A 17,089-nucleotide genomic window follows, 5' to 3' on the forward strand; every position below is an offset into this window, starting at 1 on the left:
CCGGCCGCCTCAGCGCAGATGACCGCTCGCGCGAAGGTCCCGCTCGACGGCCTCGTGGACAGTCTGGAGAGGGTTGTCGTTGATGGCGGCCGGCGGGTGCAGCGGCTTCATCGGGCCGGGCCTCGGATCGTGGTCGAGCCGGATCGCGGGCACGTCGGCCGCGCGCGACGGCCACCGGGCGGCGAGCCTGCGCAGGGCCGCCTGGGCGCCCGGCGGGAGGAGCGGAAGGACCTTGTCGATCATGGCATGCGGGACGGTGCGGACCAGCGCGGGAGAACCCGGCGCGTCGGGCGGGCCCCCGGGGAAACGGGCCGGCGGATCCGCCGTTCCGTTTTCGAGCCGGACGGGGCGATTCGGGTTGGGGGACCGGCGCCTCATCGGCGGCCCGGGCCGAGGCGCGACAGGTCGGGCAGGAACGCGGGATCGGTCAGGGCGGCGGCCAGCACCGCGAGCAGCCCGAGATGCAGGCCCGCCGCGAGCGGGAGGCCCTGGACCGACCAGAGCCCGATCGCGCCCGCCGCCATGAGCGGCGGCCCGACGACGTAGATCGGCGTGCGCCATGGGCCGGCGGGCCGGGCGAGGCGCCAGAAGCAGCCCACGAAGGCCGCCAGCGCGAAGCCACCCTTCATCAATGCCATGAAGCGGAGCACCCGCACGAGATCGGGATCGACGGCCGTGCCGGGCCCCCGCGCCGCGATGGCGGCGGCGCCCAGGACGGCCAGGGCCGTCAGCAGGCCGAGCAGGCCCCGCGCGCGGCCGGAGGCGAAATCGAGGATTTGGTCGGCCGCAGCCGGTCGGCCGACCCGTTCTCCGGCCGTATCCCGGACGGCGGATCCCGGCCCGAACCAACGGTCCCCGCGTCCGCGGGGACGTGTTCCGAACGCCGGCAGCCAGCGTTCGGGACGATGCTCCAGGCCCTGCATCGCAGTCTCCTCCAGGGCGCACGGCCGGCTGGGCGATTCCGGGACCGGGTTCTCGGTCCGGGCGCATCCGCCCCCGCGCATTTCGCTCAGAAGTCGTATAACCGCTTTGGATTCTCGACAAGGATCCTGTCACGGGTGGCGCGCTCGGGCACCCAGGTGGCGAGCAGGTCGAGCAGGCGCCCGTCATCGATGTCCTGCGCGGGCGCGAGGTCCGTGGGCTTGCGGCCGGGCTTGGGCGTGCTGTCCGGATGCGGCCAGTCGCTGCCCCAGACCAGCCGCTCCGGGTTCGCCGCCACGAGGGCCCGGGCCAGCGGGGCCACGTCGGGATAGTCGGGCGCCCGGGTCGAGGCGCGGTAGGCGCCCGACAGCTTCACCCAGGCCTTTCCACCGCGCACGAGGTCGAGCACGTCGCCGAAGCCCGGCTGGTCGGGGCCGAGGGCCGCCTGCGCGCCGGCGAAGTGGTCGAACACCACCGGCACCGGCAGGGCGGCCAGCTGCGGCTTCAGCGGGCCGATCACCGACAGGCGGGCATAGACCTGGAGGTGCCAGGGCCGCTGCCCGATCTGCTGGACGGCGCTCTCCAGAGCCTTGGCCGAGGCCGCCGGATCGAACACGCCGGCCTGCTCCAGGTTGACCCGGATCCCGCGGATGCCGGCTTGGGCCAGCGCGTCGAGCTCGGCTGGGGTGGTCCCGGGCCCGATCACCGCAACGCCGCGGGCGCGCTTCGGGCCGAGCAGGCGCAGACCGTCGAGGGTGGCGGCGTTGTCGGTGCCGTAGACGCTGGGCGTCACGATCACGACCCGGTCGAGCTTGAGCGCGTGCTGGAGCGCGAGCAGGCTCTCGGGCGGATCGACCGGCGGGGTGTAGCCGCGCCCCGCCCAGAACGGGAACCTGGCCGGATCGGGGATGACGTGGACGTGGCAGTCGCAGGCCCCCGGTGGGACCTCGAACGAGACCGGGCTCCTGGCGGTCGGCGCGGTGGCCTGTCCCGCGGCCCGGGCCGCCGTGTCGGTCAGGGCGAGGCCGTTGGCGAGGGCGAGGGCGAGCGTTTGCCGGCGTGACAGCATGGCGGGTCTCCTCCGGATTTTTGGGCGAACTTCTGCGAGCGCCTCATCCGGATCGGACCACCCTGGCGCGAGTCGCGCAAGCCGGTCCGGTGTCAAAGAGCCCACGACGACCGCCGACAGGGACGGGAGCGCAGGCGCTTGGGCGCAGTGTCGAGCGCAGCCACGGTGACGGCGGCCCTGGCCGCGATCGCAGCGGACGATTGCCGATCCGCGCGCCGGTGGGCGGCGGAGTTTCGCGGAAGCGGATTTGGCGGAAGCGGATGTCCGCCTAAGCGAGTGGATTAACATTTTCACCGCAATACCTTAGCAAACTCGCTTTACTAACTACCCACATTTCGACCCATGACGAGGAAGTGGCTGCCAACGGACGGTAGAGGATGGTATCGGACGATGCTGATCGCTGTGCTAAACTCACGATGATGCCGAACTTTCGGCTACCTTGCCGCGCGACCACTGAATGAAGATCTGCGTCGCCCATCACCGCGGCCCCAGCTCTTGCGCGCTCGCGCACCACTTGGCGCTGTTCTGATTGCCACCACAAGATCTCCGAGAGCGCGCGCGGCAGATCCTGCGGCGGCGTCTTCGCCTTTGACCGGCAAACCTCAAACCTCGGCTCCATACCGACCCATTACGCGTCGCTCAGCATCATCCCTCCTCAAATTGGAAGAACAAAGTGCACATAACGCTAGATGATTCATACGACGACAGAACCTAGAATGACGCTTGACGACTGAGGCGGTGGGCTAATCACCAGCCATACGAAGGCGCATGTCCAAATGTCCCCCAAAAAACGCCATAGTAAATTGGAAAGAAAATCGACAGAAACTCGAAATCAAGCGGTATTCGAATTTAATCAAGCGCTAGCGTTAGGAATGTCGGCAATTGAGGCCAGCAATAAAATTAAAGCACCATTATCTTCTATATACCGTTGGAGGAGTCACCTAGACATATCGAAAATTCAAGGCGCCAAAGATAGCGTGCGCCGAAAAATTAATTTATCTATTCCGGTTCTTTCTAATACCGAGTCTCACAATCAATTCGAACAGCTCGAGGCAGCCTTCACTATACTGATTTGGCACAGATGGCCAACCGTGCAGCAGAATTTCGATTATGCAATGATGGTATGCGTTGTTACATACTTTATTTTAGCTTATAGGGTCAACAAAATAAGCGAGCTCCCAGATGAATGCTCTCAATTTGTCCTAAAACATCTCAGGCTCGATATTTTAAGTAAGATCTGTAGCGTTTCAGCATTCGAATTGCCGATTTTTGAGCTTCATAACAACGCTGAGCATCCGTACAATGACATGGACTTAGCCGCTGACATTGCCTGGTTTTTCCTTTCTTACCAACCAAATGAAAATAACCCGAGACTGAATGCCAGTCTAAGCAAAGCTCATTTTGCCTCACAGAATAGGATATTTAGGTATAATTCACGCAATGCACCTTCCAGTTTTAGAAAAAAATGGCACGCGTACGGCGCGGCTTCACCTTTTTATTATGTAGAGAGATACCATCAGGGCGTTGAATTCTTTATCGACCCTTCGAGTCCAGTTTTTCACGAAGAAATCGACGAGTTGCTGAGCGATCCGTTGAGACTTCGGATACATCTAGGCAAGTGCCTTAGCGTAGTTGAGCTTCTGCGCGTCAAGCTTGACCCTCGTGCACTCTCAGCGATCTCGTTCCCGGATTTTCCGCCCGGCCTTGAACCGGTGCCAGTATCCCCCCCTCCACTCCCTATTGAGACAAACGGCATTTTGAAGGGCTACACGAAGCTACAAAACTCTTTTAACGACAGCGAGTTAGAAGATATCTGAGAAGTAACCTCCCCAGGCACCTGCGTGGCAGCACCTACCTTTCTCCTCGTACCGAGCCCCTCAGTCGCTCGGACAACAGGAGCACTAGATGTGACAGCACTTGCTAAAACTCGATCAGATCTGCTGCCGGATGGATTTCCTGCCACTGGCTTCTTGAGACTAGTGGACATACTGGCCCCCAGGGGCCCACTTCCAATCGGCAAGTCCACTTGGTGGGCCGGTGTAGCGGCAGGGCGGTTTCCAGTGCCGATCAAGCTCGGGCCGCGCACAACAGTTTGGCGCGTGGAAGATCTTCGCGCCCTAGTCGCATCTCAGCTCACGCGAAACTGAGTTCTCCGGTAACGGCGCTGCAGAGCCGTCCTCTACCGCACGGCAATCAAGAATATCAGTAGCAACGACTATAGTTGTGGCCATAGCAGCTGCGGCAACCGTTTGCGCCACTACCAAGCTCATCACCGCGCAGGCAGACAAAATTCCTACTCCTGAGACGAAATTTGGATCGATTATATAAAGATGGGTGAACCTATGAAAAAGTCAGCAAAGCAGCCACCCCTCCCCAAGAAGAATGAGGGGTTAAAGCTAGGATCAAATCGGCCGCCCTTGTCTCGTGCCAAAAAGGCCCGGAAGCGATTCTTGGCTAGCGAGAAAAGCCATGAAACGAATAAAATCGACGTCGCTGAAGAAATCCTTGGTATCGCACTGCAATACACCAGCGACAATTCAGCCTATCAAACGTTCTGTCAGCGAGCGTTCTTCAAGAATTTGGCAAACAATCCGGGAAGGCGGCTGGACCTAAACGATATTGCAAATACGGTCAGTCAGTATGTTTGCAAAGCAACGATCCGGAGAAGAAAAAGAGAGGCTTATAAGATCGGTCGGGTTGTCGACTCTTGCCTACTCGAAAAAATTGAACCCTGGGAGTTCAAAGACTTTATCGCTGGTCACGGCAGTTTCACGAAAGCCTACAAGTACTCAGTAGCGAAGCACTCACGCTCTGCCGAAACAAACGAGGCTACAGCATCAAGCTCCGATATCGAGACCGAAAATAACGACAACTCCCAAGATCAGGCTGGACCCTCGACCGATGACGATATGCTGAAGCGCGATGAAGTTGCCAATCAAACTGTGCAAGACGAGAAACAAACGTCGAACCGTAAGAAGCCAAAGTGGCCAAAGTCCGAGCGATCCTTGAACTCTCAAGCTACAAACGACGAAGATTTTGCCGCCGTAATGGCTGTGGAGGTGGAGGAAGATGTGTGGGTCCGACTTAGGCGGAGAGCTTTCGATGGGGACTACGTCGACCTCTGCATCAAGGAGGTTTTACCCGGTCATGCCGTAAAGGCGACGAGAAGGCTAGCCGAAGACTAATCGGCCGGTCGGGAAAAAATAGGCGTGGCGGCCCTGACCGCCACGCCCGCACCGCGAGCTATGAAACATCTGATCACTCCGAATCGATCCTTGGCGCTCAAGCGTGATTGACGCTCGCGAGCGTCGATCATGGCGAGCTGAACGCAGTAGCACGCGTCCTCAGATCACCAGATCATCAGGCGGCCGGATACCGCGAACCTGTTCTTCAGGCCGTCGCTGCAAATTTCTCCACGCGATTGCGTTAATCCTTTAAGTACACATCACACCATCGATAGGCTTCATCATGCCAGCAGCTAGCCAACAACTACCCTCAACAGCGCTTTTGAAGCCTCAGACAACGATTTCACCAAAACGACCCCCTCGCCGACCCACCCGCGCTGAAACTCTGCCTGCCATTCGCGATCGGGCTACTTTCATTGAGGCTCATACCGTTCAAGCCAAACTCCTGAAGAACTACCTCGAATGCCCCCAGAAGGGTTACGTGCGCCTGCCCAGTGCGATCACGCGCGAATTAGACCTACGACGGAAGCGTGAGCTCTACGCCAACAATGCTTGGTCGCGCATCGCCTTTGCGGATACCGTTGTGCCTTGCGTTCTCGCCCATGTAGGCGTTCAGGCTGGTCCTGTGTCTCTCGTCACTCTCGCCATCGCTGACCACACCGTCGCCCTTGCTGAAGCGAAGGATTTCGATTGTCGCCGGGTGAAGGGGCTGACCCGCCAAGCCCTGAGAGGCATCCCCTTCGTTGGTATGATCGAGGCGGCGCTCTACCGGAACTTCGGCTGTGATGGTCCACAGATTGGCGACTTCGTTTCCTGGCACGCACACGTTCTGACGTGGGGGGCGAGCCGCAAGGCGATCAACGATGCCGTCAAGCAGATTCGGCGCAGTCGCTCGGCTCTCATCCCAGATCGCAATTGCATCCACGTGAAGCAGCTCACGCCAACATCGCTCGGCGGCAAGCTGTACTATGTGCTGAAGGGTCCACAGAAAGAGTACCGAGTCTATTCGCGGGGCGAGCGGATCGATCCTGAAACCGGCGAGGTGCTTGGCCCGGTGTACCGCCAATCGAAACGTCCCCTGCGTACTGGTGAACGCGCCCGCCTGTGCTACGCCTTTGAAGATCGCTTGCTCGACCAGCTGCTGTTTGGAAACCTTGAGGGCACCGAACTTGTAAGGTCGATCCGGCATGAGGCTTTGAAGCCGTTTCGGGCCTGGGAGAAGCGGCAGCGCTGATTTCGAGGCTGAGCAAGCGGCGTCGGAGGAGGGGGCATCCATGGGCCGGCGCTGACCGCTGCGGCGTAGCAGTGGGTTTGCGCACTCCGCTGAAGCATCAATCCGTCGGAGTTGGCTCACGAAGTGGCGGGTGGCCTTCCCACAGTAATTGACGCCCTGAGCGTCAATCGTCCTCTGTTCCCGCGATGCAGGGTCCGCAGAATATCAACCGCACGGCCTTTTTGCGGGTTGGCTCACATACCCGGGGGCCGACCGGGTTCGACACCCGGGCCTGGCGAATCAAGAAGGATTGGCTCCGCACCGGTCCGCGGGTTCGCCAGCTCGACGTGATGGCTGGCCTCACCTTTGACGGGCTGCTGTTCGGCAACCGCGAGGGCACCGTGCTTGCCAACGCGCTCCGGGATGAGGCGCTGAAGCCGTTCCGGGTCTGGGAGAAGCGTCGGTCTTAAGTATCGGGGCTGAAGGGCTACAGGGGGGGGGGCGATGTCGCTGTCCTCGCCGGCGACGCGTTTGCCATCGATAGGTCCGAGATCCACACCGCCGGCCGATGCCCGTCCATCATCTCCCGCGCGCATCTCGCTCGCGATGTCGCCTACGTCGTCGAAACGAGCGATGATCCCGTACCCTGGCGTTTGCAGCTCTGGCTGCGATCGATGTTCGCCCTGGCCGAGCACGCCACCGACTTGACCACCTCGACGCTGGCCGCCCAGCGCAGGAGCCTAGATCCGCAGCTGGGCGCCATCCTCGCCACGCCGAGCGGCTGCGACCTGACCCGCAACCTGCAGGCCAAGAGCGGCCGGGCTCGCATCGGCTCTTGGTGTTCCTCGCCCACCCCGGCGCGGTCGAACCAATTAACAACGGTTCAGAGAGGCTGCTGCGTCCGTCCGTGGTCCAGCGGAAGGTCATCAACGGCTACCGCGCGATGTGAGCCGCCGAGGGCGAAGCTGCCATCCGCACCGTCGTCGATACCGCCTTCCTCACAGGCCGCAGTCCCTTCGGCACCATCCTCAAAACCGTCGGCACCTGAACCCCGCAATCACACGGGTGAGTAATTACGTGCGGTCGATGATCATGACTTATAAATCAAACCTATCACAAAAATTTGATCAAGTCACACCCGGATCCTGGCGATCAAGTATGGACGTTATTGGACGAACTACATCCCTTCCAAAGATTTGACACCAACAAAATACGTCCGCTTGTATTGGCCTCTATAATCTGGAGGTATCTTATGACCGACTTCAAAACGTATTTATCTCGCCACGAATCATTCGAAATCTGCCGGCGAGCAGCCAATCGCACCATAGAGCGCTTGGCAAAAAACAGGGGCCGAGCGGCTCAAGGGATCCTTGAGCGCCTGAAAAGCTGCCGAAAGGGCAGCCGATGCTTTTCTGGGGTTTGCCCTGTATGCGCACGACGATATCGGCTGCGACTCCTTCCGCAAGCAGAGCATATCCTCAGGGAGGATAATCCATGGGTCCAATTGTGGTGGACTCCGCCCAGTGCGTTAGTAGCGAAAGGCCTGCTCGTCGATTTTGATCTTGGAGAGCTGCTCGATCATCAAAAACAAGTTTTGCTCGAAGCGATACCAGGTACCGTCGCAATCGGTGGTATCGACGTTTCCCTCGGCATCAGAGATAGAGTAGCTGCACTATGGCGGATTTCAAGCTGTGTGCTTATCCCCGGCCCGATCACTCAAGATAATATCGGCCGGCTCACCCATACGTTTCGACCCGGTAGCACCTCCTGTCACTCGTTCAGTATTGAACCGGTGCTAAATCAACCTCATATGCTTTCTTACCTCTTCAAGCACCGCATCTTCGCTCGAACTTACGACCAACATACGTCAGCCGAGAGACGGCCGAAATTCAATACCTTACATCCGTCTTTCGCCGACGAGGCAGATGTATTCCAAGAAAGATGGCCCTTGTGGAACCGGTTACTCCTTCACAATGTGAGCGCGGGCAAGGATCCTCATCGGCCTACGTTGCGCCGGCTCATCTAACCGGAACGTGCCTGCACTTGGTGGGACTCAGCCCCGCCAAGTGCTTGGCGCACAAGTCCGATCCAGGAAATTTTGCCCTTGGCTTTGCCCCATCCGTGCGTTTGACACAGATCCATTCGATTGCCCAATCGTAACTGGAAGAAGCTCCTTCGCTCTAGATAGTTGGGCAAGAGGGCGTTGCGGCTTCTCACTCAGCGCGATTGCGCGCGAACCCTTTTTAGAACAAAATACGAACAGGCTGCCATGTGCAGCGGGCGCCTCCGCGGGCAGTGAGATGTCATCTCCGAGTTCCAGCCGCACGCTGTTCTTCTTCGAGAAGCCCTCGGCCATGCGGCAGCTGCAGCGCTTCTTCCGCTCACCGAACACCGTTTGCGTGGCCGCCGAGGGGCACCTGCTATCGGCCGAGGAGCCGGGTAGCATCCGGCCCGAGTGGAAGCCATGGCGCTTCGAGGCGCTGCCCATCAAGCTCGCCACGATCCCGGTCAGCTGCGGCACCAATCGGTCCGGCCAGTCGCACGAGCCGAAGATCGCCGCCATCCGACAGGCGCTGAGCGGCGTCGAGCGCGTGATCATCGCGACCGATCCCGGGCGAGAGGGCTCCATGATCGCCTGGGAGGTGCTGGAGCACCTGGGCTGGCGCGGCCGCGTCGACCGGCTCAAGCTCGGCGCGCTCGACGACGTCTCGATCCGGCGCGCCTTCGCGGCCCTGGCCAAGGAGCCGGGCTCAGGCGAGCGCGACTACGCCGCCTACCTCGAAGCGCTGTGCAGGCAGTACGAGGATTATCACCTCGGCCTGAACGGCACGCGGGCCATCTCGCTGCGCCTGCGCCCACCCGCGTTCCGAGAGCCTTGGCGCTTCGGTGGCGTTCAGACGCCCACCCTCGCCATCCTGGCCGACCTGGAAGAGCGTATCCGTTCCTTCGTGCCGCAGGACTTCTTCAAGGTTGCCCTGCACCTCGGCACCCAGTCCGGTGCCGAACTGACCCTATGGCATGCCTCCAAGGAGCGGATCTTCGACGCAGCGGTCGCTGAGACGATCCGAGCGGCCGCCGCGACATGGTCGGGTCCCCTGGCGGTCGAGCACAAGGACGTACGCCGCGCACCGCCTCGGCTGTTCTCCAAGGACACCTTGGCGCGGCGCTGCGCCAAGCGATTCGGCTGGGACCCTCAGCAGACGGCCGGACTCGCTCAGGAGCTGTACGATCAGGGTTACTTCAGCTACCCGCGTACTGAGTCCGAGTACCTGCCGGAAGGGCAGGCGGGTGATGCCGCCGCGATCGTTGCCGCCATCGCGACCGTGTTGACCGACGTGCGCGACGTCAGTCCGGGAGGCGAGGTGCCTCTGATCCGACGCGGGGCGAAGGGGCACTACGTCAAGGACCCGGGCGAGCACCATGCCATCGTGCCCCTGCGCAAGGTGCCGGAACGCAGCCGCCTCTCCGCCGATCAGTTCCGGTTGTGGGGGCTCGTCGCGAACGCGTACCTCGCCGCCCACCTGCCCGACGGCATCGACGCCCGTACGAGCGTCACGGCCGAGGTCGGGACGCCGCTGGGCGCGAAGCGGTTTGCCATTTCAGGCAGCCTCATCCGCGTCCCGGGCTGGCGTGCGATCTACGGCAGCGAGGCCGAACTTGAAGCGGACGTGGTGCCCGGCAAGGCCAAGCGCGAGGCGGAGGCCACGTCCGCGCGCCTGCCACTGGTGAACGACGGGGAGGGCGCAACGGCCACGAGCGCAGATGTTGCCACCGCGATGACCGAGCCGCCGCGGCGGATCACCCGAGGCGAGCTGCCGGTGGTGATGGGCCGGTTGATTGATCAGGTGGATGATTCGGCGGTCAAGCGCGCCCTGGAGAACCCGGTCAATCCGAACGAACCCAAGGGCCTCGGCACGGCCGCCACGCGCGACACGATCCTGCCCAAGCTGCTGAAGAGCCGCTACATCACGCTGGCCAATGGCAAGGACCCGGCTATCGAAGTGACCGAGGTTGGGCTGGCCTTCATGACGGCGGTGCGGCGCGTGTTTCCGGCCTACGGCGACCCAGTCGGACGCGCCCTGTTCGAGGCGGAACTGGCCGAGATCGGTCGCGCGGCCACACGGGCCGAGGCCGTCGAGCGGGCCAACGCCTTCCGGCAACGCACGCTCGCGCGCCTCGATGAGCTGATCGCCGCGATCTCGAACTCGCCCGTCGTCAGCCTCGATTCAAGCCTGATTCCGCCCAGTCAGGCCGACAATCGGCCGCCGACGCCGGCCATGGTGTCGTTCGCGGTGAGCTTGGCCGAGCGGAAGGGCGTGAAGCTGCCACGCGGCTGCAAGAGCAGCATCAGCGTCTGCCGCGCTTTCCTCGACACCCATGGCGGGCCACGCGCACCTCAGGAGGGTGACGCCGGCCAAACTGGCGACCGACGCATCCCGAGTGCAGCGATGCTCAAGTACGCACGCAGCCTGGCCGAGCAACGTGGCATCCCCTGCCCATCGGAGGCTGAGACCGACTTTGACGCGTGCCGGCGCTTTCTCGACGCGCACGCCGCACGGCCGCAGCGTGAAGCGGGAACGCCCAGTTCCGGCACAACTAAAGCTGGAGAGCCTGCCCCCCGTGGAAAGCGGCGGGGTAGAGCGGTGCAGGCGCCGAGGCAGACAACTGCGCGACGGCGCGACTGAAGCGAGCGGTTGAATATTGCGCATGGAAGCGGACTCAAGACGCCACGGCGAGGCGCGTGAAGCTCACCGCACTCGCAAACCCTGCAAAGGCCGCCCCGAGCCCCATCGCCAAGGCTGGACCATGCGCTTCCGCGATCGCGAAGCACGCCGCGACGAGGGCGGCGCCCAGGGTTTGACCGAGCAGCCGCGCCGTGGCGACGATGCCGCTCGCACCGCCTGATCGGTTAGCTGGTGCGCTCGTCATGATGGCGCGCAGGTTCGGGGCCTGGAAGAAACCGAACCCGGCCCCGCAGATCGCCATCCGCCAGATGATGTTCGGGACGCTGGGGTCCGCGGGCAGCAGCGCGAGCAGCCCCATGCCGAGCGCGAGGCCGGCGAGCCCGATCCCGCCGAGCAGGCCGGGCGCATAGCGGTCCGAGAGGCGGCCGGCTACCGGCGCCATCAGCGCGACCACCACTGGCCAGGGCGTCATCAGAAAACCGGTCTCGACCTGCGAGCGGCCGAGCGTGTGCTGGAACAGGAACGGCAGCGAGACGAAGGCGAGCCCCTGCGCTGCGAAGGAGCATACAGCGGTCAGGGCCGACAACGCGAACAGCGGGCGCATTAGGAGATCAGCGGCCAGCATCGGCGCCGGGTGCCCGGCCTGGCGACGCAGGAGCAGGGTGAAGCAGGCGAGCGCGCCACTGATCTCTAGGAGGATGCGCCAAGGCGGCCCCTCGTGTGCGGCCTCGCCCAACCCGAGCACGAGGAGCGCGAACGCAGCGGCGTTGAGCAGCGCGCCGGCAACGTCAAAGCTGTGCCCGGAACGTCCGGTCTCCGGCAGCGCGGTCCAGGCCAGGGCGAGGGCGCCGAGGCCGATCGGCACGTTGACGGCGAACAACCAGGGCCATGGCGCCGCCAGCAAAATCAGCGATGCCACGGTCGGACCGACTGCGAAGCCGACGCCGACGACGAAGGCGTTGAGCCCAACCCCGCGGCCGAGCTGATGCGCGGGATAGATGAAACGGATCAGCGCGATGTTGACCGCCATCAGTGCGCTTGCCCCAATCCCCTGGAGCACGCGCGCAGCGACGAGTGTCGGCAGTGACCAAGCCAGGGCGCAGACGAGTGAGGCGCCGGTAAACAGCACGAGGCCAGCGACGTAGATCCGCCGCTGCCCAACGATCTCGCCAAGCGCCGCGATCGGCAGCAGCGTCGCCACGACCGCGAGTTGGTAGGCGTTCACGATCCAGACCGAGGCGCTAGGATCGACCCCAAGGTCAGCGGCGATGGTCGGCAGCGCCGTGTTGGCGATGGCGGTGTCGAGCGTGGCGAGTGCCACCCCGGTGAGCACCGGGGCCATGGCCCGGCCGCGCTGGCCCGGCGGTAGCCCATCGCGAGCTATCGCGGTTGGCCTCAGGGTTGTGACAGACATTCGGACTGAAGGTCTCGCGTTTCGAACCGACCTCGGACTGCGCGCCCTTCCGCAGCTTGGCAATCTCGCAGCATCATCACCCATGTGCGAGGCGGTGCCGCCATCGCCGCGCCGGAATGGAGGTGTCGAGCCCGCGGCTGGGGTGCTCCATGCCATCGGGTCGACACCTCCATTCCGGCGCGGCGATGGCGGCTGGAATTCGGCGCTCGATACTCACTCGCGAGGTTTGCAACGGGTGGTGAGGAGCAGAAGTTGGGTCCACGCCCAGAAGCGGACCTTCGGCTTTGCGCCCATAGCGGGCATTCGCTCGCTTCTCGCGGTGTCTTCAAAGCGGACCTGACCTCACAATGAGCTAACTTCTCATCGCCGTACTTCGGCCTGTCCCGTGCTTAGCGGAATGTAGGAGGCGGTTATACCGATCCACAGCATGCCCTGCGCCAAAGCGGAACTGCTCAGTCTCCTCAGGGGTACAGGACAGGATTGAAGATTGCCACCGCAGCGACGTCTGTATGTCGGGACCTCGATTGTGTGCCGATGTTGGATGCGCCGGCGGTGATTCCGTCCGACACATCGTCAGCCGAGCTGCGTGGGGGCTACTGGGCGTAGGGACGCCGCTCACAGCTCAGGAACCGTTCGACTCCGAGGACCTCGGCCGGATCGTTGTTCAGGAAGCGATGGAAATCGCCCTGACTGTCGGGAGATCCGGCGATCGCCCGCAGGCTATCCCACTCCTCCGACGCCTGTACCGAACCTTGGCTGTCACCCCGGCGCATGGTCGATGGCGAACATCCGAAGCTGCGACGGAACAGACGGTTGAAGTGGGATACGTCCGAGAACCCGCATTCCGTGGCGACCTCCGTGATGGTCTGCGGCGAGTTCGCAAGGAGCCAGCGTCCATAGAGGACGCGAAGGTCCCGCGAGTATTCCTGAACGCTCTTGCCAACGAGCTTACGGAAGACCCGTTCGAGCTGTCGCTTCGAGAGTCCTACGGTCTGCGCGATTTTCTCGACGCGCTGAGGCGTGCTGAGATGCTGCTCAATCAGCAGCATCGCCCGGCGAACCCGGTTGTCCTCGACGATCCCGGCACTCGGCGGCTGGGGCTGAGCCCCGGCCGCGGGACGGGCCCGGTCGGTGACCATAATATGCAAGCTCTTCTGCGCATGTCCCGGACCAAGGTGCCGATCGATGAGCCAAGCCCCGAGATCCAGGCTGGCGAGACCGCCCGCGCAGGTGATGATCGGGCCATCCTCCACGAAGAGTTGGTCCGCGACTGGGATCACATCGTCATGCCGCGCAACGAGATCGGTGAAGTGGTACCAGCTGACGCAGCAGCGGCGGCCGCGCATTAACCCCGCCTCGGCCAAAGCGATGCCGCCGGTGCAGATGCCGATGAGGCGCACCCCGGCAGAATGAGCCTCTCGCATAAATGCGAGGGATCGGGAGTTATAGGGCTCCCGGTCGAGCAGCCCGCCCACGACGACAATGTAATCGAACCGGGTCGGATCCGAGAACGTCTCCCAGGGCATCACTTGGATTCCGCAACTCGATGTCACCGGCTCCAGATCCGGAGCGAGCAAGCTCCATGAGCAGCGCTCGGGTCGGCTGCGATCCCCCTCGTCCGCGGACAAACGTAGGATGTCGATCAGGGTCGAAAAGGCCACAAGGGTGAAGTGGGGCAGCAACACGAAACCGAGCGACAGCTTGCGACGGCTCGGCCCCTGCAGCGGTATGGTCGACGGTGTCCGGGGTGTCGTCATGCCATCCGGTGCGTTTGCCCGGATTGTGATCCGGTCGGTCTCCTTCTGCAAGAGACGGACCAGGGGCGAGCGAACAGCGGGACGCTGGCGTCAGTGCACAGCGCCGAAATAGGCCCGTTGCAATTCGGGGTCGTCCCGCAGCGTCGCGGAGGAGCCCTGCGCCACGATGCGCCCGCCGGATAGGACATAGCCGTGATGGGCGATCGCCAGCGTCTGATTCACGTTCTGCTCGACGAGCAGGACCGTGACGCCGGTCGCATTGATCCGGGCGATCACATTGAAGTTCTCTTGCACGAAGAGCGGCGAGAGCCCCAGCGAGGGCTCGTCGATCACGAGGAGCTTCGGATCGGTCATCAGCCCCCGGCCGATCGACACCATGGCCTGCTCGCCACCGGACATCGTGCCGGCGAGCTGGCGGGCCCGCTCCGCGAGGCGTGGGAAGACGGCATGCACGCCGTCGAGCCTGCGCCGGATCTCCCGCTCGGACGACACGCGGTAGGCGCCGAGCCGAAGGTTCTCCTCGACGGTCATCTTGGAAAAGATCCGGCGGCCCTCGGGAATGCAGCCGATCCCGAGACTGACCACGTCGTGGGTCTGCATCCCGTCGAGCTTGCGCCCGTCGAAGGAGATGGAGCCGCGGCGGGGCGGCGTAAGGCGCAGGATCGAACGGATCAGCGTGGTCTTGCCGGCGCCGTTCGAGCCGAGGATACATGTGATCCGTCCGGGGGCCACCTCGAGGGTGATGTCGTCGAGGACATCGACACGGTCGTACGTGGTGAAGACGCCGTCGATGGTCAGGCGCGCGGTCATGAATGCCCCAGATAGGCTTCGCGGACGGTCGGGTCGGCGGCCACTTCGCGGAAACAGCCCTCGCAGATCTTGCGGCCGTAGTTGAGGACGACGCAGCGGTCGGTGATACGCTCGATCAACCCCATTTCGTGTTCTACGATGATAACAGTCAGGTCGCCGCGGCTGCGCTGCACATCGAGGATCTCGTCGATGAGCTGGTTGGTCTCATCGTGGGTCATGCCGGCGGAGGGCTCGTCGAGCAGCAGGATCTTCGGCCGTCCGATAAGGGCGCGGCAGATCTCGACCCGGCGGCGGTCGATCATGCCGAGGGCGACGGCCGGCTCGTCGAGACGCCGGGCGAGGTCCGGGTTGAACAACCGGGCGAGGTCCCTGGCCTCCTCGGCGAGGGCCGCGACGGCCCGCGCCAGGGTGCGGCGGCGCAGGAGGTTGTCGATCACACCCTGCGGCAGGCGCTCCTGCGCGCCGAGCGCGATGTTGTCGAAGACGGAGAGCGGCAGGCACAAGCGCGAACGCTGGAAGGTCCGGGCGAGACCGAGCCCGGCGAGCGCGTGGGCAGGCTCGCGGGTGATGTCGCGGCCGTCGAGGACGATGGAGCCGGCCGCAGCCGGGTAGATGCCGCTCGTGACGTTGAAAAAGGTGGTCTTGCCGGAGCCGTTCGGGCCGATCAGACCCAACACCTCGCCGCGTCGGACCGTCAGGTCGAGTTCATTGAGGGCGAAGAGGCCGCCGAAGCGGACGGACAGGCCCTTCGCCTCCAGGATCGCGGGGGCTGCCGCCACGGCGCTCATGCCTGGCGCCCCGCGACGAGGGTCCGCGTCCGGCGGGGCAACAGGCCGCCGGGACTGAGGACGAGGACAAGGATCACCAGCACTGCGAACAGCAAAAGCCGGTATTCCTGAATGAACTGCAGTTTCTCCGGCAGCAGCACGACGATCAGCGCCGCCGGTAGTACCCCCCAGCGGTTGCCGATCCCGCCCAGGATGACGATCGACACCATCATCAGCGAGTCGCCGAGGGTGAAGTTGTTGGGGGCGATGAAGCCGGTCATCTTGGCGTAGATCGCCCCGGCCATCCCGGCAAGCACGTTGCCCAGGGTGAAGGCGAGGATCTTCCAACGGGCGATCCGCAGGCCGAAGACCTGGGCGGCGACCTCGTCGAGCCGCACTGCGTCCAGACGGATGCCGATCCACGATCGATCGAGGAGACCGACGAGCGCCAGGGCCACCGCGGTGAGGGCGAGGCACAGCATGACGTAGTTGGCGTAGAAGGAAAACGTCATGCCGAACAAGTCGAGGTCGTTCGAGAAGTCCCAGCCGAACACCGTGATCGGCGCGAGCTTCAGGCCCTGGGGGCCACCGAGCAACTCATTGGCGTCCAGGAAGACGTTGAACATCACCCCGAAGGCCAGTGTCGTCAGGGCGGCGTAGTGGCCCCGCGTCCGCAACAGCGGCAGTACGAGGAGCGAGCCGATCGCGACAGCGACACCGCCCCCGAGGAGAATGACCACCAGGTCCGGGATGGCGATTCCCTCCGCCCGGCCGAGGGCGGCTGCGGTATAGCCGCCGCAGCCGAGAAAGGCCGCGGCGCAAAAATTCGAGAGGCCGGCATAGCCGAGCTGGATCGTCAGGCCGAGGCACACCGTGGCGTAGATCAGCACCGTCGCCAGCATCAAGAGGCCGAAATTGTCCTCGCGCAGGACGACGATGACGGCAAGGCAGGCGGCCACCAGCACGAGCCGCGCCGGCCAGGGATGACCGGCCGCGCCGCGCTCCACGGCGGCGATCACCCGGAACCGAGCGGCGGCGAACCACACCATCCCGCAGGCCACCAGCGCCGAGAGAACGACCCTTTGGTCCTCCGCATGGACCAAGAAAGCGACCGCCCCGGCGCAGGCGGCCACGACAACCGCGAAGATCGCGAAATCCGAAGCCCGCCGGGCACTCACCCCGGCCACCATCGGCAGCGCGTCCCGGGGGACCTCATCTTGGGTGGAGCGGTGGCGCATCAGCATCGGTACGTCATCCGGGCGGGAGGA

Annotated in this window: 13 protein-coding genes and 1 pseudogene; 6 read left to right on the forward strand and 8 right to left on the reverse strand. The window is 63.5% G+C overall.

Annotation, left to right across the window (positions count from 1 at the left end; genetic code table 11):
• Positions 1-9: 9 nt before the first annotated feature.
• The 3 genes from ACYQPG_RS16930 to ACYQPG_RS16940 all read right to left on the reverse strand — a co-directional run bounded on the left by ACYQPG_RS16930 (position 10) and on the right by ACYQPG_RS16940 (position 1,990).
• Entirely contained in the window at positions 10-243 is a 234-nt protein-coding gene (locus ACYQPG_RS16930) for a hypothetical protein (protein WP_147939524.1), read from the reverse strand.
• Between the two features lie 131 nt (positions 244-374).
• The gene (locus tag ACYQPG_RS16935) at positions 375-923 is read right to left on the reverse strand and encodes a hypothetical protein (RefSeq protein ID WP_246692295.1); all 549 of its coding nucleotides are present in this window, start codon (positions 921-923) and stop codon (positions 375-377) included.
• Positions 924-1,009: 86 nt separating this feature from the next.
• Entirely contained in the window at positions 1,010-1,990 is a 981-nt protein-coding gene (locus ACYQPG_RS16940; RefSeq protein ID WP_147907824.1) for an amidohydrolase family protein, read from the reverse strand.
• A gap of 776 nt (positions 1,991-2,766) precedes the next feature.
• Here ACYQPG_RS16940 and ACYQPG_RS16945 point away from each other — a divergent pair.
• The 6 genes and pseudogenes from ACYQPG_RS16945 (at position 2,767) to ACYQPG_RS16970 (ending at position 11,073) form a co-directional block, all read left to right on the forward strand.
• The gene (locus tag ACYQPG_RS16945; RefSeq protein WP_461231283.1) at positions 2,767-3,807 is read left to right on the forward strand and encodes a hypothetical protein; all 1,041 of its coding nucleotides are present in this window, start codon (positions 2,767-2,769) and stop codon (positions 3,805-3,807) included.
• 633 nt (positions 3,808-4,440) lie between these two features.
• On the forward strand, positions 4,441-5,175 hold the full coding sequence (locus ACYQPG_RS16950; protein WP_461231284.1) for a hypothetical protein: 735 nt from the start codon (positions 4,441-4,443) through the stop codon (positions 5,173-5,175).
• Between the two features lie 481 nt (positions 5,176-5,656).
• Positions 5,657-6,409 (forward strand): hypothetical protein, encoded by a 753-nt coding sequence (locus ACYQPG_RS16955; RefSeq protein WP_461231285.1) that lies wholly within the window; start codon positions 5,657-5,659, stop codon positions 6,407-6,409.
• Positions 6,410-6,594: 185 nt separating this feature from the next.
• Entirely contained in the window at positions 6,595-6,858 is a 264-nt protein-coding gene (locus ACYQPG_RS16960; protein ID WP_461231286.1) for a hypothetical protein, read from the forward strand.
• Between the two features lie 120 nt (positions 6,859-6,978).
• Positions 6,979-7,436 (forward strand): annotated as a pseudogene (locus tag ACYQPG_RS16965) (IS66 family transposase); the annotation flags it as partial.
• A gap of 1,252 nt (positions 7,437-8,688) precedes the next feature.
• Positions 8,689-11,073 (forward strand): type IA DNA topoisomerase, encoded by a 2,385-nt coding sequence (locus tag ACYQPG_RS16970; protein ID WP_461231287.1) that lies wholly within the window; start codon positions 8,689-8,691, stop codon positions 11,071-11,073.
• A 34-nt stretch (positions 11,074-11,107) separates the two neighbouring features.
• On the opposite strand, the gene ACYQPG_RS16975 is transcribed toward ACYQPG_RS16970, so the two are convergent.
• From ACYQPG_RS16975 to ACYQPG_RS16995, 5 genes are all read right to left on the reverse strand, one after another.
• Complete coding sequence (locus ACYQPG_RS16975; RefSeq protein ID WP_461231288.1) at positions 11,108-12,487, reverse strand: MFS transporter; 1,380 nt, start codon at positions 12,485-12,487, stop codon at positions 11,108-11,110.
• 593 nt (positions 12,488-13,080) lie between these two features.
• A complete protein-coding gene (locus ACYQPG_RS16980; protein ID WP_200905703.1) occupies positions 13,081-14,295 on the reverse strand; it encodes a GlxA family transcriptional regulator in 1,215 nt (404 codons plus the stop codon).
• Between the two features lie 39 nt (positions 14,296-14,334).
• Positions 14,335-15,054, reverse strand: a complete 720-nt coding sequence (locus tag ACYQPG_RS16985) for an ABC transporter ATP-binding protein (protein ID WP_147939827.1) — start codon at positions 15,052-15,054, stop codon at positions 14,335-14,337.
• Positions 15,051-15,842 (reverse strand): ABC transporter ATP-binding protein, encoded by a 792-nt coding sequence (locus ACYQPG_RS16990; RefSeq protein ID WP_050735874.1) that lies wholly within the window; start codon positions 15,840-15,842, stop codon positions 15,051-15,053. Before ACYQPG_RS16990 ends, ACYQPG_RS16985 begins: the two co-directional genes overlap by 4 nt.
• Positions 15,839-17,065 carry a branched-chain amino acid ABC transporter permease gene (locus tag ACYQPG_RS16995; protein WP_447682502.1) on the reverse strand — a complete coding sequence of 409 codons (1,227 nt, stop codon included), beginning with the start codon at positions 17,063-17,065 and terminating at the stop codon, positions 15,839-15,841. Before ACYQPG_RS16995 ends, ACYQPG_RS16990 begins: the two co-directional genes overlap by 4 nt.
• Between the last annotated feature and the right edge of the window lie 24 nt (positions 17,066-17,089).

This window comes from Methylobacterium sp. CM6246 (genome assembly GCF_054818005.1).